Origin of the sequence: Streptomyces griseochromogenes (assembly GCF_001542625.1) — a bacterium.
In the GTDB taxonomy this organism is placed as follows: Bacteria; Actinomycetota; Actinomycetes; order Streptomycetales; family Streptomycetaceae; genus Streptomyces; species Streptomyces griseochromogenes.
Genome location: NZ_CP016279.1, coordinates 9,121,306 through 9,143,202 on the forward strand (window position 1 = coordinate 9,121,306; position 21,897 = coordinate 9,143,202).

The following is a 21,897-nucleotide window of genomic DNA, read 5'->3' on the forward strand; positions in this document are numbered from 1 at the left end:
AAATCGGCCCCCTGTTCACGGCCTCCCCCAAGGCCTTGTTGACAACGGTTTCCATATTTGTTGAAAATGACTGTCATGAACGTACGACGACAGCTCATACCCGCGGCCGCGGCGACCGCGGTCACTGCCCTCGGGCTCGGCTCCCTCACCGCCTGCTCCAGTGACACCGCCGCGGCCAACACCGGTAAGTTCGACGTCGTCGCGTCGTTCTACCCGATGGCCTTCCTCGCCGAGCGGATCGGCGGCGCCCACGTTCACGTCACCCCCCTGACCTCCCCCGGCCAGGAGCCGCACGACCTGGAGATCAGCCCGAAGCAGATCGCCATGATCCAGGACTCCGACGCGGTCCTGTACCTGAAGAACCTCCAGCCCTCCGTCGACGACGCGGTGGCCCAGTCCCCGGTCAGGACGAAGATCGACGCGGCCGCCCTGACCACGCTGGAGCAGCACGGCAACGAGGTCGGCGGCCACGCGGCCGCGCACGACACGCACACGGGCGAGGAGTCCGCCGGCAAGGACCCGCACATCTGGCTCGACCCGGTGCGCTACGCCCAGGTCGCCGAGGGCGTCGGCAAGGCCTTCGAGAAGGCCGACCCCGAGCACGCGGCCGACTACAAGAAGAACACCGCGGCCCTGGTCAGGCAGCTGAACGAGCTGAACACCCGGTTCGAGGAAGGCCTGGCGCACACGAGGACCAAGGTCTTCGTCACCACGCACGCCGCCTTCGGCTACCTCGCCGAGCGCTACGGCCTCACCGAGGAGGCCATCAACGGCCTCGACCCCGACTCCGAGCCGAGCGCGGCCCGGGTCAAGGACCTGGAGAAGATGGCCAAGGCCGACGGCGTCTCCACCGTCTTCTACGAGACGCTCGTCAGCGACAAGACCGCGAAGACCATCGCGCGCGACGCGGATCTGAAGACGGACGTACTGGACCCGATCGAGGGCATCACGGCCAAGTCCCGCGGCAAGGACTACTTCTCCGTCCAAGAGGCCAACCTCAAGGCGCTCCAGCAGGCGCTGGGCGCCAAGTGACCGGCAAAGGAGACCAGATGAGCAGCGAGCCGCCCGTCATAGCCCTGCGCGGCGTCACCGCCGAGCTCGGCGCGCGTCCCGTGCTGCGCGGCATCGACCTGACCGTGGGGCGCGGCGAGGTCGTCGCGCTGCTCGGCGCCAACGGCTCCGGCAAGTCCACGGCGATCCGCACGATCATCGGCCAGGTCCCGGCGAGCGGCGGCACGATCGAGCTGTTCGGCACCCCGCGCCGCGCCTTCGGCGACTGGTCGCGCGTGGGCTACGTACCGCAGCGGACCACGGCCGCGGGCGGCGTCCCGGCGACGGTCACCGAGATCGTCTCCTCGGGCCGGCTCTCCCGCACCCGCTTCGGCGTCTTCCGCAAGGCCGACCGTGAGGCCGTGCGGCGGGCCCTGGAGCTGGTCGGCATGGCCGAACGGGCCAAGGACTCGGTGGACGCCCTTTCCGGCGGCCAGCACCAGCGGGTGCTGATCGCCCGCGCCCTGGTCGCCGAGCCCGAACTGCTGATCATGGACGAGCCGATGGCGGGCGTCGACCTGGCCAGCCAGGAGATCCTCGCGCAGACGCTGCGCGAACAGGTCGAGCGGGGCACGACGGTCCTGCTCGTGCTGCACGAACTGGGCCCCCTGGAGCCCCTGATCGACCGGGCGGTCGTCCTCCGGGACGGCTGTGTCCTGCACGACGGCCCGCCCCCGCGCGCCGTCGGCCAGCACGCCCTGCCCGGCCACGACCACGTACACCCGCACGCACCCGCGGGCGCCGAACCGATCCGCACGGGACTGCTGAGCTGATGGACTTCCTGAACTACGCCTTCATGCAGCGGGCGCTGCTCGCCGCCGTCCTGGTCGGCATCACCGCCCCCGCCGTCGGCATCTACCTGGTCCAGCGCCGCCAGGCCCTGATGGGCGACGGCATCGGACACGTGGCGATGACGGGTGTCGGCCTGGGCTTCCTGCTCTCCACCTCCCCGGTGTGGATGGCGACCGCCGTCTCCGTGCTCGGCGCGGTCCTGATGGAGCTGATCCGCTGGTACGGCAAGACCCGCGGCGACATCGCCCTCGCCATGCTCTTCTACGGCGGTATGGCCGGCGGCGTGATGTTCATCAACCTGGCGCCGACGGGCTCCAACGCGAACCTGACGACGTACCTGTTCGGCTCGCTGTCGACGGTCTCGCAGTCGGACGTCGTCTCGATCTGTCTGCTGGCCGCGTTCGTGGTGCTGGTCACCCTCGGCCTGCGCCGCCAGCTGTTCGCGGTCAGCCAGGACGAGGAGTTCGCCCGGGTCACGGGCCTGCCGGTGCGCGCGCTCAACCTCCTGACGGCGGTGACGGCGGCGCTGACCGTGACCGTCGCCATGCGCGTGGTCGGTCTGCTGCTGGTGTCCGCGCTGATGGTGGTGCCGGTGGCGGCCGCGCAGCAGCTCACCCGCAGCTTCACGGCGACCTTCGTGATCGCCGTCGCAATCGGCGTCGCGGTGACCGTCAGCGGCACGATCACCTCCTACTACCAGGACGTTCCGCCCGGTGCGACGATCGTCCTGCTGACCATCGCCGCGTTCGTCGCGCTGACGGCGCTGGCCACGCCGGTGGCGCGTCGACGCGCCCGTGCCGCGGCCGTCGCGCACCCGGCCGGGGACCCGGCGGAGTGCGCGATTCCGGCCACGCGGAGAGCCGGGGACGAGATCGGCGTCTGACCGCCGACAGCCGGGGCTGGCACAATGGCCCGGGCAGACGCCAGACGTGAGGAGGCAACGGTGACGACCGCTGGACCGCCCGTGAAGGGCCGCTCCACCCGGCAGCGTGCCGCCGTGGCGGCGGCCCTCGACGAGGTCGACGAGTTCCGCAGCGCGCAGGAACTGCACGACATGCTCAAGCACAAGGGCGACTCGGTCGGTCTCACCACCGTGTACCGCACCCTGCAGTCCCTCGCCGACGCCGGCGAGGTCGACGTCCTGCGCACCTCCGAGGGCGAGTCGGTCTACCGCCGCTGCTCGTCCGGCGAACACCACCACCACCTGGTCTGCCGCGGCTGCGGCAAGGCCGTGGAGGTGGAGGGTCCGGCCGTGGAGAAGTGGGCCGAGGCGATCGCCGCGGAGCACGGGTATGTCAACGTGGCGCACACCGTGGAGATCTTCGGTACGTGCGCGGAGTGCGCCTCCGCCGGGAACTGACGCTCAGGCCCGGGTCAGGTTGCGCTGGAGGATCTCCCGCAGCCTGTCCGCGTCGGCGGGGTTCCGCAGGCCACGCTTGGGCAGCACGCTGAAGCAGGTGGCGTTCTTGTCGTCGCTGAAGGTGAAGAAGGCGTCCTTGGTCTCCCGGTAGCACGGCTGGGCGGTCCAGTTGACCGACGCCGTGCTGTTGTCGGTGGTCATCGATATCCCGGCATCCGTGACGGTCACGTGGTGCACCCCGTTGCGTACGGCGACCTTCATGAGCTGGCGGGCCTGCAACCGGGGCACCAGGAACAGCAGTCCCGTGAGCAGCGGCAGGTAGATCAGCAGGAACCAGTCGCGGTCTCCCCCGGACAGCGCGACCCCCGCGCTCAGCACCCAGGCGACGGCCAGCAGGATCAGGGCCGCCCTCCGGATCCGCCCCGTCCGGTTGAACCGCTTGCGCTCCCGCAGTGCCCCCGCGAAATCCCCCGCGACCGGCTGAAATGCCAGCTCGACCGTGCCCCGCTCGGCGTCCCGCCCCATGTCCATGACCATGAGGCGGGATCGTACCGGCAGTTTTCAGCCACGCCCGAAGCAGCGCTCCAGTTCGTCCAGGTCGTAGAACGTGCTGCCCTTCGCGATCGGACGGCAGCCGGCCCTGAAGGCCGTCTCCTTCTCGTTGTAGAGCATCCGGACCAGGTAGCGGTCGCCCTTCTGGAAGACGTCCCACTGGATGTTCACGCCCAGGGGGGCCACCGAGGCGCCCCGCCAGGAGTTGTCCGCGTACGTGTACGGCTCCCCCGGCGTCGCCGGTTCGGTGCTTCCCGGCAGGCCCATCAGCGCCGCCAGCGGGATGATCTCCTCGGCGTGGGTGAAGCGGAGCTCGGCGCCCAGGTCGCTGGTCCCGTCCCGTTTGGCCTCGGCCTGCTCGAAGAAGTCGTCCAGGAGGACGCCGGCCATCTTGTAGGTGATGTCGCTGTCGGAGAAGCCGGGGCCCTTCTCGTAGAAGTCCTCGGCGTCACTCAGGTACCCGAACCAGGCCGCGTCGGAGCGGGATATGTACCGCTCCATGCCCCACCCCTGCCCGTCGGGGCTCTCCTCGCTCATGGCGGGTGCGATGGCGTACAGGTTGTAGACGGCCTGGGCGGCGGGGACCTGGTCGGTGATCTGCTCGACGAAGGCGTCCTTGAAGATCCCGCGCAGGACGCCGGCGGCGGCCTGGTGCGTCCTGGGCCGGTCGGTGACCGACTTCAGCGTGTCCGCGAGACGCTGGTCGTGCGCTATGTAGTCGCGGTACGCGGCACCGCCCGCCGCCTTGTGGAAGTACAGCAGGTCCTTGTCGGTGCGGGCCGGACCGATCAGCGGCTTCAGCGCCGGGTCGGCGTCGGCGAGCGCCCCCGCGAACGCGGTGCCGCTGTCCACGGCCCGGCCCTGGCCGGAGCTGACGACGTCGATCTTCTCGCCGTCGGAGGCGATCCGCTCGAACAGGGACGGCAGCCGCCGCTGCAGACGCACGGCCGTGTCCCGGAGCTCCTCCTTGCCGCGCCCGCTGAGGTTGCCGTACCCGACCTTGGCCATGGCGTCCAGCAGGGCACGGACTTGCGGCCCGAACTCCTCGCCCCTCGCGGTGAGTTGGCCTTCCGCCTCGGCCTTGTCCCACAGGGCGAGGATCAGATCGCCGTCCTCGCTGCCGGTGGCGGCGCGGGAGCCGTGCCGGGAGACGTTCTCGGTGAAGACGGGGGTGAAGCCGGCCGGGGGCCGCTGGTAGGTGCGCGGGTTCTGCCCGGGCGCGTAGGGCGCCTTGGTGCCGTAGGAGTCCCGGTGGGCGAGAGCGTCGGCGGCGTGCGCCGGCAGCGCGGTGAGCAGCAGGGCGCCGAGGGCGAGGACAGGTGTGAGACGTCTCATGAGTCCCGCATCCTCGGCGGCCCGCGTGAACCGCCGGTGGCTACGAGGTGGCGTCACCCTTCATCGCGGCCTCCATGGCGAGGAGTTCCTCGTTCGGCACCGCCCCGCCGAAGCGGCGGTCGCGGGAGGCGAACTCGACGCACGCCCGCCACAGGTCGCGGCGGTCGAAGTCGGGCCACAGCACGTCCTGGAAGACCATCTCGGCGTACGCGCTCTGCCAGAGCAGGTAGTTGGAGGTGCGCTGCTCGCCGCTGGGGCGCAGGAACAGGTCGACGTCCGGCATGTCCGGGTAGTACAGGTACTTCGCGAGGGTCTTCTCGTTGACCTTCGACGGGTCGAGGCGGCCCGCCTTCACGTCCTCGGCCAGGGCCTTGGCGGCGTCGGCGATCTCGGCGCGGCCGCCGTAGTTCATGCAGAAGTAGAGGGTGAGCAGGTCGTTGCCCTTGGTCTGCTCCTGGGCGATCTGGAGTTCCTTGGCGACCGACTTCCACAGCTTGGGCATGCGGCCCACCCAGCGCACCCGGATGCCGAGTTCGTCGAGCTGGTCGCGGGTCTTGCGGATGAAGTCGCGGTTGAAGTTCATCAGGAAGCGGACCTCGTCGGGCGAGCGCTTCCAGTTCTCGGTGGAGAAGGCGTACAGGGAGATGTTGCGCACGCCGATCTCGATGGAGCCCTGGAGCACGTCGAGCACGCGCTCGGCGCCGACCTTGTGGCCCTCGGTGCGCGGCAGCCCGCGCTCCTTGGCCCAGCGGCCGTTGCCGTCCATGACGATCGCCACGTGGTTCGGTACCAGCTCGCCCGGGAGCTTCGGCGCGCGGGCACCGGACGGGTGCGGCTCCGGCGCCTTGTGCTCGCGCCGCTGGCGTCCCAGGATCCCGCGTACGACCATGTGCTTCTCGTCTCCCTTGATCACTTTTCCACGTACCGGAGCGAGCGCAGCCCGCGCTCCAGATGCCAGTGCAGGTAGGCGGACACCAGCCCGCTGCCCTCGCGGACGTAGCGCGCCTCGCACGCGTCCGCCGTCTCCCAGTCTCCCGTAAGCAGCGCGCCGAGCAGTACCAGGGTCTGCGGGGAGGGTACGACACTGCCCGGCACCCGGCAGTCGACGCAGACGGAGCCGCCGGAGGCGACCGAGAAGAAGCGGTTGGGTCCGGGCATCCCGCACCGGGCGCAGTCGCCGAAGCTGGGGGCGTAGCCGTTGACGGCGAGGGAGCGCAGCAGGAAGGCGTCCAGGACGAGGTGCGGGGCGTGCTCACCGCGGGCGAGGGTGCGCAGGGCGCCGACCAGCAGCAGGTACTGCTGTACGGCCGGCTCGCCCTCGTGGTCGGTGAACCGCTCGGCGGTCTCCAGCATGGCCGTGCCGGCGGTGTACCGGGCGTAGTCGGTCACGATCCCGCCGCCGTACGCGGCGATGGTCTCACTCTGTGTGCACAGCGGCAGCCCGCGCCCGACCAGCTCGCTGCCCCGCGCGAAGAACTGCACGTCGACGTGGGAGAACGGCTCCAGCCGGGCCCCGAACTTCGACTTGGTCCGCCGCACCCCACGAGCCACGGCCCGCACCCGCCCGTGCCCACGAGTGAGCAGCGTGATGATCCGGTCCGCCTCGCCCAGTTTCTGGGTCCGCAGGACGACACCATCGTCCCGGAAGAGGCTCACAGCCGACCCCCGCTTCCCATGGGCCGGGGGTCCGGGGGTTGGCCCCCGGGACAACACAGCATGATCCGGTCCGCCTCGCCCAGTTTCTGGGTCCGCAGGACGACACCATCGTCCCGGAAAAGACTCACAGCCGACCCCCGCTTCCCATGGGCCGGGGGTCCGGGGGTTGGCCCCCGGGACAACACAGCATGATCCGGTCCGCCTCGCCCAGTTTCTGGGTCCGCAGGACGACACCATCGTCCCGGAAAAGACTCACAGCCGACCCCCGCTTCCCATGGGCCGGGGGTCCGGGGGTTGGCCCCCGGGACAACACAGCATGATCCGGTCCGCCTCGCCCAGTTTCTGGGTCCGCAGGACGACACCGTCATCCCGGAAAAGACTCACAGCCGACCCTCGCGGGTGCGCGGCACGATGCCGTCGTCGCGGAACAGACTCATGGCTCCATTCTGCCCGCCCGGGCCGCTTCCCAGGGGCGCGGGCCCGTTTTCAGGGCACCTCGCCCCGGCTGCGGGCGTTGGCGTGGGCCGTCGCCGCGCTCAGCTTCTCGGCAGGGGTGGCCCGGCGGACGGCTTCCGGTCTCGCGTCCCACTCCCGGCCGCCACCGTACGGCCGCAGCTGCACATACGGACCTTCGTACCCCATGACGATGCCGAGGCGTCCGGTGCGGGTGTCGACGGCGCAGGAGCCGACCGGGAGTTTCATCGCGTCCACCTCCCGTGGCTCCCCTGCCCCCGGCAATTTCACGCTTCGCATGCCACTGGTGGCCCAGCGTGCCTACACTCGGCCGGAGTCTGCGTTCCCGACGGGCTCTCTGTTCCCATCGGGCTCGCCGCCCCCTGCCTGCTCACCGTTCTTCGGTGGAGCGCATGCATGATGGGCTTCCGTATAGCGGAAACATGAAATCACTTTACGGAATCACCCCGTCAACAATATGTTGAAGCGCGACGAGATCCTCCGCCCCGCCACCGCGCTGGAAGAAGGTACGGCCCGTGCCGCTCGACGGCTTCACCCCCTGGCCCGAGGACACCGCCGCCGCGTACCGCCGGGCCGGCTACTGGCGGGGCCGTACGCTGCCCGGCCTCCTGCACGACTGGGCTGCCGCGCACGGCCCCCGCACTGCGCTCGTGCACGGCGGCACCCGGCTGACGTACGCCCTGCTGAACCGCCGGGTCAGCCGCATGGCCGCGGGCCTGCGGCTGCGGGGCGTCGAGCCCGGCAGACGGGTGGTGGTGCAGCTGCCCAACACCCCCGAGTTCGTCATCGCGGTGTTCGCGCTGATGCGGGCCGGGGCGATCCCGGTGCTCTCCCCGACCGCCCATCGCGACACGGAGATCGCCCACCTGGTCGCCGCGACCGAGTCTGTCGGCTACATCGGCCCGGCCGTGCACCGCGGCTTCGACCACGCCGCCATGGCCGCCCGGATCGCCGCCGAGTCGACGTCGCTGCGGCGGATCTTCACCCTCGTCGCACCCGGCACGCAGGCCGGCGGCTTCTCCGTGCTGCCGGGCGGCTGCCTGGCCTTCCCGCTACACACCGTCGACGAGGCACCCGTACGGGACCCGCACACCGACGCCTCCGACGTGGCGTTCTTCCTGCTGTCCGGCGGCACCACGGCACTGCCGGAGCTGATCGGCCGCACCCACGACGACTACGCCTACCAGCTCCGCGCCACCGCCGAGCCGCTCGCCCTCGGGTCCGAGGACGTCTATCTGGCAGCCCTGCCCGCGGAGTTCAACCTCACCTTGGGCTGCCCCGGCATCCTCGGCACGCTCGCCGTGGGCGGCACCGTGGTCCTGATCGACGATCCGACGCCGGACACCGTCTTGCGGACGATCGAGGAAGAGAAGGTGACCGTCACGTCGGTGGTGCCCGCCGTCGCTGCCCTGTGGCTGGACGCCTTCGACGGCTCCGAGGCCGGCCTGGGCAGCCTGCGGGTGATGCAGACCGGCGGCGCCCGTCTCGACCCCGGCCTGGCCGCACGCGTCGAACCCGGCTTCGGCTGCCGGCTGCAGCAGGTGTTCGGCACGGCCGAAGGGCTGCTCACCGTCACCCGGCTGGACGACCCGGACGACGTGGTCCTGACGACCCAGGGGCGCCCGGTCTCGCCGGCCGACGAGATCCGCATCGACGCGCCGGCGGGGCAGGCCGGCGCGCTCCTCGTCCGCGGTCCGTACACCCCGCGCGGCTACTACCGGTCCCCCGAGCGCAACGCCCGGGCGTTCACACCCGACGGCTTCCACCGCACCGGCGACCTCGCCCGGCTCACCCCCGACGGCAACCTGGTGGTCGAGGGCCGCATCGAGGACGTCGTCAGCGCAGGCGGCGACTAGATCAGGGAAGGTGACCGGAGAGCGCAGAGGCCCGCTCCGGTCCGGTCCACCTGCGTCAACTTGCCCTGCTCGCCGCGCATTTCATGCCGCCATTGGTGCGACCTGTGGCGGCTACGCCATTCGTGTGTGATCTCTTGACCGCCCCCACGGGCTTTCCTATGGTCGCGCTACCGACCGGACGTAGGACGTCGTACCTCCCCCTCCCCCCGACCTCGCTGGAGGAACCGTGCGCGACGACGTGACCCACGACGTGCCGGCACCGCGCCGCCGCTCGTTCCTGATGTACACGGGAGCGCTGGGCGCGGCCGCCGTCCTTCCGCCGGCGCTGGCGGGCTGCTCCGCCGGTCCGGAGTCCACGAACGACACCGGGAGCGGGGGCAGCGGCAAGGACCGCACGCTGACCGCGGTGATCGGTTACGGCAACGACGGCAGCTGGGACCCGACGCAGACGGCGTCCGCGTTCGCCATGGCCGCCAACAACCACATCTACGAGGGGCTGCTCGACACCGACCCCATCTCCCGGGTGCCGTACCCGGCGCTCGCCACCGAGGTACCCAAGGACCCGGGCGCCACGACCTGGCGGTTCACCCTGCGCTCCGGTGCGACCTTCCACGACGGCAAGCCCGTCACCGCCGACGACGTCGTCTTCGTCTTCGACCGGATCCTCGACCCGAAGACCCAGACCCTCGCCAAGGGCTTCTTCGTCAGCTGGCTGAAGGAGGCGCGGAAGGTCGACGCGCGGACCGTCGAGCTGGTGCTGAGGTTCCCGTTCCCGGACGGGCTCGCCCGGCTCACGCTGGCGAAGATCATGCCGAAGCACGTGTTCTCCCGGCCCGGCGCCTGGGACGACGCGATCAAGGGGTTCGCGGTGGGCTCGGGGCCGTACCGGCAGACCGCGCACCACCCGAAGTCGAACACCACCTTCGAGGCGTTCGCCGCCTACAACGGCCCGCGCAGGCCCGCCTTCAAGCGGATGAACTGGCTGACGATCGTGGACGCGGCGCCCCGCGTGGCGAAGATCTCCGGGAGCGGCGCGGGCGCGCAGATCGCCGACAACATCCCCTACGCCAACATCGCCCGCCTGGAGCAGGGCGGTCTGAAGGTCGCGGGCGGCGCCGGGATGAACAACCTGTTCCTGATGTTCAACACGAAGCACAAGCCCTTCGACGACGTGCGGGTGCGGCAGGCGCTGCACTACGCGATCGACACCGAGAAGATGGTGCAGGTCGCGCTGAAGGGGCACGGGAAGCCGGCGTCCTCGTTCCTGAACGAGGGCAACCCCAGCTACCGACGGGCCAAGACGGTCTACGACCACGACCCCGCGAAGGCGAGGGCCCTGCTGAAGGCCGCCGGGGTCAAGGGGCTGAAGATCGAGATCCTCGCCGTGAACGTCAGCTGGATCGTGGACTGCCTGCCGACCGTCAAGTCCTCCTGGGACGCGATCGGCGTGGAGACGACCCTGGCTCCGCAGGAGACCACGGCCGTGTTCACCAAGATGGACCAGAAGCAGGACTACCAGGTGGTGGCCGCGGCCTCCAACCCCAATCAGTTCGGCCTCGACGCCGACCTGATCATGCATTACAACTACGGGCCCGACAATCTGTGGATGGGTTACACCCGGTGGGCCGGCGACCCGGTCGCGGGGCAGCTCTTCCGGGACATGGACCGGGCGACCCGGGAGCCGGACCCGCGGAAGAAGAAGGCGATGATCCAGGATTACATCGACGTCGTCGCCGAGCAGGCCGTGCTCTATCCGGTCGTGCACAACGAGCTGATGACGGCCTGGGACCCGCGCGAGCTCGACGGGATAAGGCCGCAGCCCTACCCGGGCATCAACCTGCTCCAGGCCGCCTGGGCCTAGCGGTATGACGGCCGTCGTACGGATCCTGCTGCGCCGTATCGCCCTGCTCGTGCCGCTGCTGCTCGGGATCGTGCTGTTCGTGTTCCTGGTGATGCGGTTCTCCGACGTCGACCCAGCGTCCGCGTTCTTCCAGGGCGCGAACCCGACCCCGCGGCAGCTGCACGACTTCCGGGAGCGCAACGGCCTGCTGGACCCGCTCCCGGTGCGCTACGTCCATTTCGTGGGCGACCTGCTCCACGGCGACCTGGGCACCAGCGCCCTGACCCGGGCGCCGGTCGTCGACCAGGTCACCACCGCGCTGCCACTCACCCTCCAGCTGACCTTCCTCGGCCTCGGCATCGCGGTGGTGCTGGCGCTGGCGGGTGGCGTCACCGCCGCCGTCCACCGGGACCGGCTGCCGGACCAGGTCATCAGGGTCGTCTCCCTCGTCGGAGTCGCCGCACCCGGGTTCTGGCTGGCGCTGCTGATGATCCAGTACCTGGCGGTGGACCGGGGCTGGTTCCCGACCGGCGGCTACATCAACCCGGCCGACTCCTTCACCGGCTGGCTGAAGACCATGGCCCTGCCCGCGTTCGCACTGTCCCTGCCGGTGGCCGCCCAGCTGACCCGGATCGTGCGCACGTCCGTGGTGGAGGAGCTGGACAAGGACTATGTGCGCACCGCGATCGGCAGCGGGCTGCCGCCCTGGGTGGTCGTCGGCCGGAACGTGCTGCGCAACGCGCTCGTCAACCCGCTGACCGTGCTCGGCCTGCGCGTCGGCTATCTCCTCGGCGGCGCGGTCGTCATCGAGACGATCTTCTCGCTGCCCGGCATGGGCAAGCTGATGATCGACGCCGTGCAGAACGGTGACCCGGCGGTGGTGCAGGGGGTGGTCCTCACCACGGCCACCGGGTTCGTCGTCGTCAACCTCGTCATCGACATCCTCTATCTGCTCGTCAACCCACGTCTGAGGGCGGCCTGATGGTCACGCGCGCGAGCCTCACCGAGCGGCTCTCCCGGCCCGGCGTCCGGCTGCGCGGCTGGCGCCGACTGCCGCCGCTGTCGAAGGCCGCCGTCTGCTTCCTGGCCCTGGTCGTCCTGGTCGCCGTACTCGCGCCGGTGCTCGCCCCGCACGACCCGCTCGACCAGCAGGACCCGGTCGACGGCACCGGGCGCCCGTCGGCCGGTCACTGGATGGGCCAGGACAGCCTCGGCCGGGACATCCTGAGCCGGCTGATGTACGGCGCCCGCTGGTCGCTGGCGATCGGGCTCGGCGCGACCGCGCTGGCACTGGTCGTGGGCGCGCTGATCGGGGCACTGGCGGCCACCTCCCGCAAGGGTGTGGACGAGACGCTGATGCGCTGCCTGGACGTGGTCATGGCGTTCCCGGGCATCGCGCTGGCGGCCGTGCTGGTCGCCGTCTTCGGCGGCGGGATCACCGTACTGATCTGTGCGATCGCCTTCCTGTTCACCCCGCCGGTCGCCCGGGTGGTGCGGGCCAACGTCCTCGACCAGTACGGCGAGGACTACGTCACCGCGGAACGCGTGATCGGCGCCCGCACCCCGCACATCGTGCTGCGGCACGTGGCCGTCAACTGCGCCGCCCCGGTGCTGGTGTTCTGCACGGTCCAGGTCGCCGAGGCCATCGTCTTCGAGGCGTCGCTGTCCTTCATCGGCGCGGGCGTGCGGCCCCCGGACCCCTCCTGGGGCAGTGTCATCGCCGACGGCAAGAACATGGTGCTGACCGGCGGCTGGTGGGCGACCGTGTTCCCCGGACTGCTGATGCTGCTGACCGTCCTGTCCCTGAACATCCTCTCCGAGGGCGTCTCGGACGCCTGGGCCGTCCCGGCCGCCCGCGAGGTGGAGGTGCCCGAGGACCGTCTGCAGGCGCCGGAGCCCCGCACCGGCGAGGTGCTCCCGCTGCCCGGCCTGGCCGACGCCGCCCGGCGGCTGCGCGCACGGGCCCGCCCCCCTCATGACCGTGGCGGGCAGCCGGTGCTCGCGGTGGAGAACCTCGCCATCGGCTTCCCGGACCGGCACCGGGGCGTGGACATCGTGGCCGGCGTCAGCTTCGAGGTGCACCCCGGCGAGGTGCTGGGCCTGGTGGGCGAGTCGGGCTGCGGCAAGTCGCTGACCGCGCTCGCCGTCATGGGCCTGCAGCCCCAGGGCGCCCGGGTGCGCGGCCAGATCCGCTTCCACCAGCGGGACCTGCTCGCCGAGCCGATGCGGGTACGGCGCCGGCTGCTCGGCCACGAGATGGCGATGGTCTACCAGGACGCCCTGTCCTCGCTGAACCCGGCGATGACCATCCGCGCCCAGCTCAAGCAGCTCGTGCGCCGCGGCGGCCGCCGCACCCCGCACGAACTCCTCTCGCTGGTCGGCCTCGACCCCGAGCGCACCCTGCGCAGCTACCCGCACGAACTCTCCGGCGGCCAGCGCCAGCGCGTCCTGATCGCCATGGCCCTCTCCCGCGACCCCGCGCTGATCGTCGCCGACGAGCCGACCACCGCCCTGGACGTCACCGTGCAGGCCCAGGTGATGGAGCTGCTGCTGCGGCTGCGCGAGGAACTGGGCTTCGCGCTGATCCTGGTCTCGCACGACCTGGCACTGATCGCCGACGTCACCGACCGGGTGGTGGTGATGTACGGCGGCCAGATCGTGGAGACGGGCGTGACCGCCGACCTGGCGGAGGCACCGGCCCACCACTACACACGCGGACTGCTCGGCAGCGTGCTCTCGCTGGAGTCGGCCGACGAACGGATGACGCAGATCAGGGGGGTCGTACCGTCCCCCGCCGACTTCCCGGCGGGCTGCCGCTTCGCCGACCGCTGCCCGCTGGCGACCGAGGTGTGCCACACGACGGCTCCCGTCCTCGCGGGCACCCCCACGCACACGGCCGCCTGTCACCACCCGGCGGTATCGCTGACGTCGGCAGAAAGCGAGGCCCTTCCGTGACCGCTGTCGTGGAAGTACGGGACGCCCATGTCGTCCACAAGGCCCGCGGCGGCGGTGTGTTCACGCGTGACCGGGTGTACGCCCTCACCGGCGCCGGTCTCGCCGTCGCGCCGGGCGAGACGGTCGGAGTGGTCGGCGAGTCCGGGTGCGGGAAGTCGACGCTGGCACGGGTGCTGGTGGGCATCCAGCGGCCGACCTCCGGGACGGTGTCGTTCCGGGGCCGTGACCTGTGGTCGATGCCGCCGGCCGAACGCCGGACCACGGTCGGCGCGGGCACCGGCATGATCTTCCAGGACCCGTCGACCGCCCTGAACCGCAGACTGACGGTACGCCGCATCCTGCGCGACCCGCTGGACGTCCACGGACGCGGCACCAGGGCCGAACGGGATGACCGCGTACGGGAGTTGATGAGCCTGGTCGGTCTCCCCCGCGCCCTCACCGACGCACTCCCCGGTCAGCTCTCCGGCGGCCAGCGCCAGCGCGTAGCCATCGCCCGCGCGCTGGCCCTGGACCCGGGCCTCGTCGTCGCCGACGAGCCGACCAGCGCCCTGGACGTCTCGGTCCGCGCCCAGATCCTCAACCTCCTCCTGGACCTGAAGGAACGCCTCGGCCTGGCCCTGGTGTTCGTCTCGCACGACATCCAGACGGTACGGCGGATGAGCGACCGGGTGATCACCATGTACTTGGGCCGGATCGTTGAGGAGACCCCGGCCGCCCGGGTCACCGACCAGGCCCGCCACCCCTACACCCGCGCCCTGTTCTCCGCGACCCCCGGCCTGCTGGACCCCATCGACCCGATCCCGCTGACCGGCCCGGTGCCCTCGGCGACCCGTCCGCCGAGCGGCTGCCCCTTCCGCACCCGTTGCTGGAAGGCCGACGAGGTCTGCGCGGGCTCGATGCCGGACTTCTCGGCCGCGTCGCAGCCCGGACACCGCTACCGCTGCCACCATCCTGTGCAGGAGGACCAGTCGACCCGCGATCTGGTCCGCCAGAGCCTGCCCCGGAGCACCGAATGACCTTTCCCGCCCCGCTCACCGGTGTCGTCCCGCCCGTCTGCACGCCCCTGACACCGGACCGCGAGGTGGACGTGCCCTCGCTCCTCCGGCTGGTCGAGCACCTGGTGGAGGGCGGGGTGCACGGGCTGTTCCTGCTCGGCTCGACCTCCGAGGCGGCCTTTCTGACCGACCGGCAGCGCCGCGAGGTGGTGGAGGCGGTCGTCGGCCACATCGGCCGTCAGCTGCCCGTCCTCGCCGGGGCCATCGACATGACCACCCCGCGCGTCCTGGACCACGTCCGCGCCGTCACCGCGGCGGGCGCCCAGGCCGTCGTCGTCACCGCCCCCTTCTACGCCCGCACCCACCCCTCGGAGATCGTCCACCACTTCCGCCGGATCGCGGCGGCGAGCCCGGTCCCGGTGATCGCCTACGACATCCCGTCCGCCGTGCACAGCAAGCTCCCCACCGAGGTGGTGCTGGGGCTCGCCGCCGACGGTGTACTCGCCGGGCTGAAGGACTCCAGCGGGGACCTGGCCGCCTTCCGGGAGGTCGTCACCGGCGCCCGCGCCCACGCCGGCTTCAGCGCACTGACCGGCTCCGAACTGCTCGTCGACTCGGCGCTGGCACTGGGCGCCGACGGCGTGGTGCCGGGCCTCGGCAACGTCGATCCGCACGGGTACGTCCGCCTCTACCGCGCCGCCCGGGCGGGCGATTGGCAGAGCGCACGCGACGAACAGGACCGGCTGTGCGCGCTGTTCGGCATGGTCGGCGTGGGGGATCCGGCGCGGATGGGCGGCAGCTCGTCGGCGATCGGCGCGTTCAAGGCGGCGCTGCATCTGCGGGGGATCATCGACTGCCCGGTGACGGCGGAGCCGCAGGTGCCGTTGTCGGGGGGCGAGGTGGAGAAGGTGGGGAAGTTTCTGGCGGGGGCGGGGTTGCTCTAGGGGCGGGTGGGGGTGGAGCGAGTCTCCTTCAGGGCTTCTATGAAGGGGGTAAAGGCTCCGGGCGGGAAGGTGAGGGTTGCTCTGGCCGGGGCCTTGGAGTCTCGGATGGATATGTGGGCGGGGCGGGCCGCGATTTCCACACAGTTGTTGCCGTCGCCGCTTCCCGAGAAGGACGACCTCCGCCAGTTGCCACGGGCCACGGTGTGCCTCACAACTCTTTCGCCAGCTTGTGGATGAGGTCACGCGACCGCTCGGGGTCGAGTGACACAGCCTCCACTTTACGGAAGAGCGTTCGAAACGCATCGAGTTGGGCCTCGGAGTCGATGAACCCTGCGCCCTGAGGCGCGTCGCGCACCGCCGTGTCCAACCTCGGTACGGCACCACCTACGTACATCATGGCGTTCGTGGCTCCGGCGAAGCCGTCCAGGTCGAACGGGATTACTCGCACGCTGATGTGGGGCGCTTCAGAGAACTCCAGAATGCGGTTGAGCTGAGCGCGTGTGGTGGTCCGGTCTCCGACCCTGATACGCAGGGCTGCCTCGTGGATCACCGCCTCGTACGGGACACAGGTCGGCTCCTCGATGATGACCTTGCGTTCCATGCGATGGCGGACGCGCATCTCAAGGTCGTTCTGGGGGAGTTCGGGGACCCGGTACGAAAAGATGGCGCGCGCGTAGTCATCCGTCTGGAACAGGCCCGGGACGTGCAGGAACTCCACGTCGAGGCGGTACGAGGCGTGGTATTCCAACTCGGCGAGATCCAGGAACGAAGTTGGCAGCAGACCCCGATACTCCTCCCACCAGCCGTGGGTCCGGTCAGTCGCCATCGCCACCAACGCCTCGATCAACTCGGCGTCCGTACAGGAGTACTGGGCGGCGAGTCGCCGTACACGCTCCTCGCTCACGCCCGCCGTACCGAACTCGATCTGACTGATCTGAGCCGAGTCCGTCCCGAGCAGTGCGGCGGCATCGAGCCCTTTGAGCCCTGCGGCCTCGCGCAGTTTCCGCAGCTCAGAACCCAGGCGCGTCTGGCGTGCCGTGGGCTGTTTCCGCCGCGCCATATCTTCCTCCTCGCCGCCAACTTTCCTGGAATGGCACCTCGTTCGAGGGGCAGATTACGGCAGCTACTTGCACGGTCCCAAATTGTGGCCCTACCGTCGGTGGCGCAACGCACACGCAGCGGAAGCGCACTGCTCCGTCGTGCCATGACGGCTGCGGCAATGCCACCGAGCACGAAACCCCCTTCATCCCACCGGAGTTGATGACACATGCCTGAAACCTGGGACTACACCCTCTACATCCCCAACGACCTCAGAGCGGTCACGGTCTGTCGCCGCACCCTGCGTCTGATCCTGACCCTGCACGGGTTGACCGGGTTGGTGGATACGGCGGAGTTGTTGGCGGCGGAGCTGGTGTCGAACGCGGTACGGCATACGAAAGGGCCGGCTGCGCTCAGGGTGCGGCGGACGGCGGAGGGGGTGGTGTGGATCGGGGCGTGGGACACGGATCCCGGACCGCCGGAACCACCGCGACCGTTGGGGCGGGCAGGGGAGCTGGAGGAGGCGGGCCGGGGTCTGGGGCTGGTGGTGGCCTGCGCGGAGCAGTGGGGCTGGCAGCCGTCGGCGCGGTTCGGGAACCGGGGGAAATATGTGTGGTGCGAACTTGCGGCCGCGTAGCTCGTTGATTACGTCGTACGGAAAGGAGAGCTGATGGTCGGCTCGTCGCACGAGGCGCTGCACCGGATCTTCCAGAAGGATCCGGCGCTGTTGACCCGCGCGTTACAGAGTGTCCTGCAGGTGCCGTTTCCCGAGCCACGGGAGATCGCCGCGCTGAACGTGGACCTCACGAAGATCGAGCCGGTCGAACGGCGGGTGGACACGCTGCTGCGGGCAGAGACGGACGAGGGCACGTACCTGCTGGTGGTCGAGTCGCAGGGAAAGGTGGACGACCGCAAGCGGGGCAGCTGGCCCTACTACCTCTCCCACCGTGCGACACGATGTCGCTCTGTTTGAGTAAGTGAGCCTGTGTGAAGGGAAGTTGAAACGGGCGAACTTTGGGTCTGTACTCGGACCGGTCCCCGCGCTCACATGCGTCGCTGGTAACGGCGGGGTGTGAAGCTGAGCGTTCAAGCCCAAGGGCGCCCTGGCCATCTGGGAGCCACAGGCGAGGGGAAGGCTGGACGGATGAACGCAAGTGAACTCCCGTTGACGCCTCGTAAAGGTAAGGCCTTGCGGTGGCATGCGTGCGACGGTCAGATGGATCGGGTGCTGAAACGCACCGGGCGAGCTCTGGGGTGGTATGTCCAGAGTGCGAGTACCGCCGATCCCGGGGTAAAGGGAGCATCCTCCCCAGCCGCATCTCAATGGAGCGGAACGTGGAAACCCCGTCGGGGTCCGGGTGAACACCCGGTAGGTCGACCGTAAGGAAGGCTCAACTCCCTGGCGGGAACAGGATGATCCAAGAAGCGAAGGCCGACAGGCCGAAAGGCCGGAGGAAAGCCGGGAAGATTCTTCGCCTTCCCGATATAACTCGTCGGATACGGGTCCGGGTGGCCCGGCCCGAAAGGGCGCCCACGTGGATCAGGTGAGCCTTTGAAGAGACCTGTACATGGCAATGGAACCGAAGGGCAAGTTCGACACCAATGGCAGAAATGATGGAACCGACCCCGGTCGGTCCTTGTGTGTCATTGGTGAACGGACCGGAGGGCGTTTCTACCTCTTTCGACTGGCACAGCATCGACTGGGCTTCGTGCGAGGAAAACGTACGGCGTCTACGGCAGAGGATCTTCAAGGCGACGCGGGAAGAGGACTGGAAGAAGGTCCGGAACCTGCAGAAACTCATGCCGCGGAGTCTCAGCAACACGCTGGTGAGCGTGAAGCGGGTGACGCAGCAGAGTAACGGCCGCAGGACGGCAGGCATTGACGGGGAACGAGCCCTCACGCCGCGAGCGCGAGGGACATTGGCGGCTGAAATCCATCAGTCGTCCAAGCCCTGGAAGGCCAAGCCGGTCAAGCGGGTGTTCATCCCGAAGAGCAATGGAAAGCAGCGCCCACTGGGAATTCCGGTCATCCGTGACCGGGTCTCGCAGGCCCGCGTGAAGAATGCGCTTGAGCCGGAGTGGGAGGCACGGTTCGAACCGAGGTCGTACGGGTTCCGGCCCGGTCGAAGCTGTCAGGACGCCATTGGAGCGGTCTACGTAACCGCGCGGGGAACGTCTCCCAAGCGGTTGTGGGTCCTGGATGCCGATCTGTCAGCAGCGTTCGACCGTATCGACCACGGCCATCTGATGTCCTCGCTCGGTCAGTTCCCGGCCAGGGATCTCATCGAGGGTTGGCTGAGGGCAGGCGTGATCGACAGGGGCCGGTTCGCTCCGACCGACGAGGGGACACCTCAAGGTGGAGTGATCAGCCCCGTACTGCTGAACATCGCTCTGCATGGGATGGAACAGGCCGCAGGGTGCCACTACAGACAGCGCGCGAACGGCGCGCCCCGCTCCGTGGAGGGCACCCCGGTGCTGGTAGATACGCCGATGACTTCGTCGTGCTCGGGCACAGCGAAGCCGAAGTGCGCCAGGTCAAGCAACGGTTGGAAGAATGGCTGGAGCCGAGAGGACTGCACTTCAATGAGGAAAAGACGCAGATCGTCCACCTCGCGAAGGGCTTTGACTTTCTCGGATTCACCATTCGGCGAACATGTGGAAGCCTGATCATCAAGCCAAGCGCTACGGCCCGCGCGAGACTCCGGGAGAGGCTGCGGCATGAAGTGAAGGCCCTGAAAGGGGCCAACGCGGAGGCCGTCATGCAAAAGCTCGTCCCCATTGTTCGGGGTTGGGCTGCCTACTACCGGGGGGTGGCGTCCAGCAAGACCTTCAACTCGCTGGACAACTACATGTGGCGGCTGACCTGGACATGGGCCAGACGTCGTCACCCCGGAAAGTCAAGGCACTGGGTTGCGGCCCGGTACTCCGGCAGATTCCACTCGGTCAGAGAGGACAGATGGGTGTTCGGGGACCGTGACAGCGGCGCCTTCCTCCCGAAGTTCTCCTGGACGAAAATCATCCGTCACTACGTAGTCCAGGGTGCGGCATCGCCTGATGACCCCTCCCTTCAGGACTACTGGCGGGAGCGCCGTCGGAAGAAGGCGGCACCCCCTATGGACAAGACGAGTCTTGTCCTGGCTGTGAGGCAGAGAGGGCTCTGCCCGCTCTGTCGGCAACCGCTCATCGCCGGCGCCGAATACGAACCGGACAGTCCACGAGAGTGGATCAACTGGTTCGCGGCATCGAAGAAGGCGCTGCACAAGCACCACTTCGCCTACCGGCGAGACGGTGGCTCGAATGAAAGGAAGAACCTCCGTCTCGTGCACTCCGAATGCCATCGCCAGCACCACGCTGGAGATGGGAGAAGGACCGCATGAACTGCACTTCCGCGTAGCCCTCGTGGCTTGCTTGAGCCGGATGCGGTGAAAGCCGCACGTCCGGTTCTGAGGGAGCCGGGGCCCAGCAATGGGTCCCGGCTACCCGACTCTACGAGAAGTACCGCTGCGAATCGGCTTCCCCGGCTGGTACTCCCTGACGGTACGGCCACTCGTACTCGGTCCCGACAACGTGCCGGTGATCGCGGACGAGCGACAGGCAGAACGGGACATCCCCCTTGCGGTGCTCTCGGCGATGACACACGGGCGCGGCCCGGGGGCCGCCGCCATACTGGAATCCCTGGCATCCGCCCTGGGGACCATCGACCCCGACAGCGCCGCGGTCTTCGTGCAGTTCGTCGACTCATGCCTGACCGAGCCCCAGGCGAAGCAGATGTGGAGGGACCTGATGACGGCGATCCAGTACTTCTGGCGACACCCGCTCGCAGAGCAAGTGCGCGAGGAGGGCCGAGAGCAGGGACTGGAAGAGGGCCTGGAGCAGGGTCTGGAACAGGGCCGGGTCGAGGCCAAGGCCGAGATGGTCCTCCACATCCTTCAGTGGCGCGGCATTCAGGTGACAGACGCCGTCCGCGAGCGGGTGGAGGCGTGCACGGAACTGGACCAGCTGGAAGTCTGGGCCCAGCGGGCCGTGCACGCGACAGATTCAGCGGAGCTGTTCGCCGGGGGGGTGAGGACGGGAGCCGCGGTAGGACACCGTCACTCCGTCGACGTGTCCTCCAACCTGCGCTCTCGGCGAGCCTGGCGCCCAGCGCTCTGAGCGAGGGGTATCAGCGGAGCGGAAGAACTGATCGTCACCAGTTCCCGTAGTTCTCGACCAGTGTGGCGATCAGTGTGAGCAGAGCGTCGGCCCGGTGCCGGTCCTCGCGCTGGTTGCGCAGGGACTCGTCGGCGGCCCGGAGCCGGGCCAGGGCGGGCGGTTCGCCGTCCACCATGTCGTCGACCACCGGTGCAGTGAGCAGGTCCAGGCACTCGGTGAGCATCCGACGGGTCGCGGGCGACGTCGGGTTGGGGTCGGGTTCGGTGTACGCGGTGGTCAGGTACCGCGCGGGATCGGTGAGGCTCCAGCCGACGACGGTGCCGTGCTGGACGAGGAGCGCCACGTCGGGGGCTACGCCGATACACGCTTCCAGCGGCTCGTCGAGGACGTCGAGGTCGCGCAGACAGATCAGTACGGCGTCCCCGGGGGCGCGGCACAGCACCGTGCACGTCTCATGCCGGAAGTCCTGGACCTCGTCCGCGCGGAGCCCGCCCTGGCGTACGGGGGGCATGAAGGGAAGGCGGGTGGAGGTCTCAGCGTCGGCGGACACGTACGGCATCTGGAGTTCGGCACCGACCAGCTTCCGGCTGTCCGGGTCGAACCGGAAGAGGTCAGGAGTGTCCCACAGCCGGTCCTGGCTGCCGAAGGTACGCGCGAGGAACCGCTCACGCTCCTGCACGTCCACGTGCTGCATTACATCCACGGAGTCGCCTGTGAAGCGGGGGGTGATGTGCAGCGGGTCGTCCGTCACCGTTGCGCGCCAGTCGCCGTCGAACGAAAGTTTCGTGGTTATTCCTGCCTCATCTGATCTGCTTTGCTGGGCCCAAGTAGCCCTCCTCAGCAGGAATCCTGCCCTGCACATTGCCCTTCCGGAAGATGAAGTTTCCTGCCTGGCCCG

At 69.4% G+C, this 21,897-nt stretch carries 20 protein-coding genes and 3 pseudogenes; 15 read left to right on the forward strand and 8 right to left on the reverse strand.

Translation table 11 applies throughout. The features are described 5' to 3' along the window. Nucleotides 1–75 precede the first annotated feature (75 nt). The 4 genes from AVL59_RS39700 to AVL59_RS39715 are packed head-to-tail and all read left to right on the forward strand — an operon-like array spanning nt 76 to nt 3,202. A complete protein-coding gene (locus tag AVL59_RS39700) occupies nt 76–1,032 on the forward strand; it encodes a metal ABC transporter substrate-binding protein (protein WP_067314260.1) in 957 nt (318 codons plus the stop codon). A gap of 17 nt (nt 1,033–1,049) precedes the next feature. Continuing rightward, a complete protein-coding gene (locus tag AVL59_RS39705) occupies nt 1,050–1,823 on the forward strand; it encodes a metal ABC transporter ATP-binding protein (RefSeq protein WP_067314261.1) in 774 nt (257 codons plus the stop codon). After that, a complete protein-coding gene (locus tag AVL59_RS39710; RefSeq protein ID WP_067314263.1) occupies nt 1,823–2,725 on the forward strand; it encodes a metal ABC transporter permease in 903 nt (300 codons plus the stop codon). The genes AVL59_RS39705 and AVL59_RS39710 overlap by 1 nt, the downstream gene beginning before the upstream one ends. Before the next feature lie 60 nt (nt 2,726–2,785). After that, a complete protein-coding gene (locus AVL59_RS39715; protein WP_079147217.1) occupies nt 2,786–3,202 on the forward strand; it encodes a Fur family transcriptional regulator in 417 nt (138 codons plus the stop codon). A 3-nt stretch (nt 3,203–3,205) separates the two neighbouring features. Here AVL59_RS39715 and AVL59_RS39720 read toward each other — a convergent pair whose 3' ends face one another. The 5 genes from AVL59_RS39720 to AVL59_RS39740 form a co-directional block, all read right to left on the reverse strand. Beyond that, nucleotides 3,206–3,739 carry a YcxB family protein gene (locus AVL59_RS39720; protein WP_067314265.1) on the reverse strand — a complete coding sequence of 178 codons (534 nt, stop codon included), beginning with the start codon at nt 3,737–3,739 and terminating at the stop codon, nt 3,206–3,208. Nucleotides 3,740–3,763: 24 nt separating this feature from the next. Then, the gene (locus AVL59_RS39725) at nt 3,764–5,089 is read right to left on the reverse strand and encodes a histidine-type phosphatase (protein WP_067314266.1); all 1,326 of its coding nucleotides are present in this window, start codon (nt 5,087–5,089) and stop codon (nt 3,764–3,766) included. 40 nt (nt 5,090–5,129) lie between these two features. After that, entirely contained in the window at nt 5,130–5,978 is an 849-nt protein-coding gene (locus AVL59_RS39730; protein ID WP_067318307.1) for an isoprenyl transferase, read from the reverse strand. Between the two features lie 20 nt (nt 5,979–5,998). Continuing rightward, nucleotides 5,999–6,745, reverse strand: a complete 747-nt coding sequence (gene recO / locus AVL59_RS39735) for a DNA repair protein RecO (RefSeq protein ID WP_067314268.1) — start codon at nt 6,743–6,745, stop codon at nt 5,999–6,001. 486 nt (nt 6,746–7,231) lie between these two features. After that, nucleotides 7,232–7,447: a hypothetical protein gene (locus AVL59_RS39740; protein WP_067318308.1), complete on the reverse strand. Its 216-nt coding sequence runs from the start codon at nt 7,445–7,447 to the stop codon at nt 7,232–7,234. A 287-nt stretch (nt 7,448–7,734) separates the two neighbouring features. Here AVL59_RS39740 and AVL59_RS39745 point away from each other — a divergent pair, with 287 nt between their 5' ends. From AVL59_RS39745 to AVL59_RS39770, 6 genes are all read left to right on the forward strand, one after another. Next, on the forward strand, nt 7,735–9,075 hold the full coding sequence (locus AVL59_RS39745) for a (2,3-dihydroxybenzoyl)adenylate synthase (RefSeq protein ID WP_067314269.1): 1,341 nt from the start codon (nt 7,735–7,737) through the stop codon (nt 9,073–9,075). 280 nt (nt 9,076–9,355) lie between these two features. Then, nucleotides 9,356–10,936, forward strand: a complete 1,581-nt coding sequence (locus tag AVL59_RS39750; RefSeq protein WP_067318310.1) for an ABC transporter substrate-binding protein — start codon at nt 9,356–9,358, stop codon at nt 10,934–10,936. Nucleotides 10,937–10,940: 4 nt separating this feature from the next. After that, nucleotides 10,941–11,897: an ABC transporter permease gene (locus tag AVL59_RS39755; protein WP_067314271.1), complete on the forward strand. Its 957-nt coding sequence runs from the start codon at nt 10,941–10,943 to the stop codon at nt 11,895–11,897. Beyond that, nucleotides 11,897–13,870, forward strand: coding sequence for a dipeptide/oligopeptide/nickel ABC transporter permease/ATP-binding protein (locus AVL59_RS39760; RefSeq protein WP_067314273.1), 1,974 nt, complete (start codon nt 11,897–11,899; stop codon nt 13,868–13,870). Before AVL59_RS39755 ends, AVL59_RS39760 begins: the two co-directional genes overlap by 1 nt. After that, nucleotides 13,867–14,886 (forward strand): oligopeptide/dipeptide ABC transporter ATP-binding protein, encoded by a 1,020-nt coding sequence (locus tag AVL59_RS39765; protein ID WP_067314274.1) that lies wholly within the window; start codon nt 13,867–13,869, stop codon nt 14,884–14,886. The genes AVL59_RS39760 and AVL59_RS39765 overlap by 4 nt, the downstream gene beginning before the upstream one ends. Then, on the forward strand, nt 14,883–15,809 hold the full coding sequence (locus tag AVL59_RS39770) for a dihydrodipicolinate synthase family protein (protein ID WP_067314277.1): 927 nt from the start codon (nt 14,883–14,885) through the stop codon (nt 15,807–15,809). Before AVL59_RS39765 ends, AVL59_RS39770 begins: the two co-directional genes overlap by 4 nt. On the opposite strand, the gene AVL59_RS49940 is transcribed toward AVL59_RS39770, so the two are convergent. Together AVL59_RS49940 and AVL59_RS39775 are read right to left on the reverse strand one after the other, a co-directional pair. Next, nucleotides 15,806–16,009: a DUF397 domain-containing protein gene (locus tag AVL59_RS49940; RefSeq protein ID WP_372450371.1), complete on the reverse strand. Its 204-nt coding sequence runs from the start codon at nt 16,007–16,009 to the stop codon at nt 15,806–15,808. The two genes, AVL59_RS39770 and AVL59_RS49940, sit on opposite strands and share 4 nt — an antisense overlap. An 8-nt stretch (nt 16,010–16,017) precedes the next feature. Continuing rightward, complete coding sequence (locus AVL59_RS39775; protein WP_067314278.1) at nt 16,018–16,869, reverse strand: helix-turn-helix domain-containing protein; 852 nt, start codon at nt 16,867–16,869, stop codon at nt 16,018–16,020. Between the two features lie 207 nt (nt 16,870–17,076). Here AVL59_RS39775 and AVL59_RS39780 point away from each other — a divergent pair, with 207 nt between their 5' ends. The 5 genes and pseudogenes from AVL59_RS39780 to AVL59_RS39795 all read left to right on the forward strand — a co-directional run. Continuing rightward, the gene (locus tag AVL59_RS39780; RefSeq protein ID WP_067314280.1) at nt 17,077–17,484 is read left to right on the forward strand and encodes an ATP-binding protein; all 408 of its coding nucleotides are present in this window, start codon (nt 17,077–17,079) and stop codon (nt 17,482–17,484) included. 33 nt (nt 17,485–17,517) lie between these two features. Beyond that, nucleotides 17,518–17,817 (forward strand): annotated as a pseudogene (locus AVL59_RS39785) (hypothetical protein); the annotation flags it as partial. A 644-nt stretch (nt 17,818–18,461) separates the two neighbouring features. Next, nucleotides 18,462–19,196, forward strand: a pseudogene (locus AVL59_RS56210) (reverse transcriptase N-terminal domain-containing protein); the annotation flags it as partial. Nucleotides 19,197–19,372: 176 nt separating this feature from the next. Further along, nucleotides 19,373–20,224 carry a group II intron reverse transcriptase gene (locus tag AVL59_RS56215; RefSeq protein WP_335743762.1) on the forward strand — a complete coding sequence of 284 codons (852 nt, stop codon included), beginning with the start codon at nt 19,373–19,375 and terminating at the stop codon, nt 20,222–20,224. 121 nt (nt 20,225–20,345) lie between these two features. Next, nucleotides 20,346–20,903: pseudogene (locus AVL59_RS39795) on the forward strand (hypothetical protein); the annotation flags it as partial. Between the two features lie 130 nt (nt 20,904–21,033). On the opposite strand, the gene AVL59_RS39800 reads toward AVL59_RS39795, so the two are convergent. Beyond that, on the reverse strand, nt 21,034–21,750 hold the full coding sequence (locus AVL59_RS39800) for a hypothetical protein (RefSeq protein WP_079147219.1): 717 nt from the start codon (nt 21,748–21,750) through the stop codon (nt 21,034–21,036). Between the last annotated feature and the right edge of the window lie 147 nt (nt 21,751–21,897).

Bases quoted from the DNA above. Each gene is read 5' to 3' on its own strand.
- AVL59_RS39700 (WP_067314260.1), top strand. From the start codon at position 76: ATGAACGTACGACGACAGCTCATACCCGCGGCCGCGGCGACCGCGGTC.
- AVL59_RS39705 (WP_067314261.1), top strand. From the start codon at position 1,050: ATGAGCAGCGAGCCGCCCGTCATAGCCCTGCGCGGCGTCACCGCCGAG.
- AVL59_RS39710 (WP_067314263.1), top strand. From the start codon at position 1,823: ATGGACTTCCTGAACTACGCCTTCATGCAGCGGGCGCTGCTCGCCGCC.
- AVL59_RS39720 (WP_067314265.1), bottom strand. From the start codon at position 3,739: ATGGTCATGGACATGGGGCGGGACGCCGAGCGGGGCACGGTCGAGCTG.
- AVL59_RS39725 (WP_067314266.1), bottom strand. From the start codon at position 5,089: ATGAGACGTCTCACACCTGTCCTCGCCCTCGGCGCCCTGCTGCTCACC.
- AVL59_RS39730 (WP_067318307.1), bottom strand. From the start codon at position 5,978: ATGGTCGTACGCGGGATCCTGGGACGCCAGCGGCGCGAGCACAAGGCG.
- AVL59_RS39740 (WP_067318308.1), bottom strand. From the start codon at position 7,447: ATGAAACTCCCGGTCGGCTCCTGCGCCGTCGACACCCGCACCGGACGC.
- AVL59_RS39750 (WP_067318310.1), top strand. From the start codon at position 9,356: ATGTACACGGGAGCGCTGGGCGCGGCCGCCGTCCTTCCGCCGGCGCTG.
- AVL59_RS39755 (WP_067314271.1), top strand. From the start codon at position 10,941: ATGACGGCCGTCGTACGGATCCTGCTGCGCCGTATCGCCCTGCTCGTG.
- AVL59_RS39760 (WP_067314273.1), top strand. From the start codon at position 11,897: ATGGTCACGCGCGCGAGCCTCACCGAGCGGCTCTCCCGGCCCGGCGTC.
- AVL59_RS39770 (WP_067314277.1), top strand. From the start codon at position 14,883: ATGACCTTTCCCGCCCCGCTCACCGGTGTCGTCCCGCCCGTCTGCACG.
- AVL59_RS39775 (WP_067314278.1), bottom strand. From the start codon at position 16,869: ATGGCGCGGCGGAAACAGCCCACGGCACGCCAGACGCGCCTGGGTTCT.
- AVL59_RS39780 (WP_067314280.1), top strand. From the start codon at position 17,077: ATGCCTGAAACCTGGGACTACACCCTCTACATCCCCAACGACCTCAGA.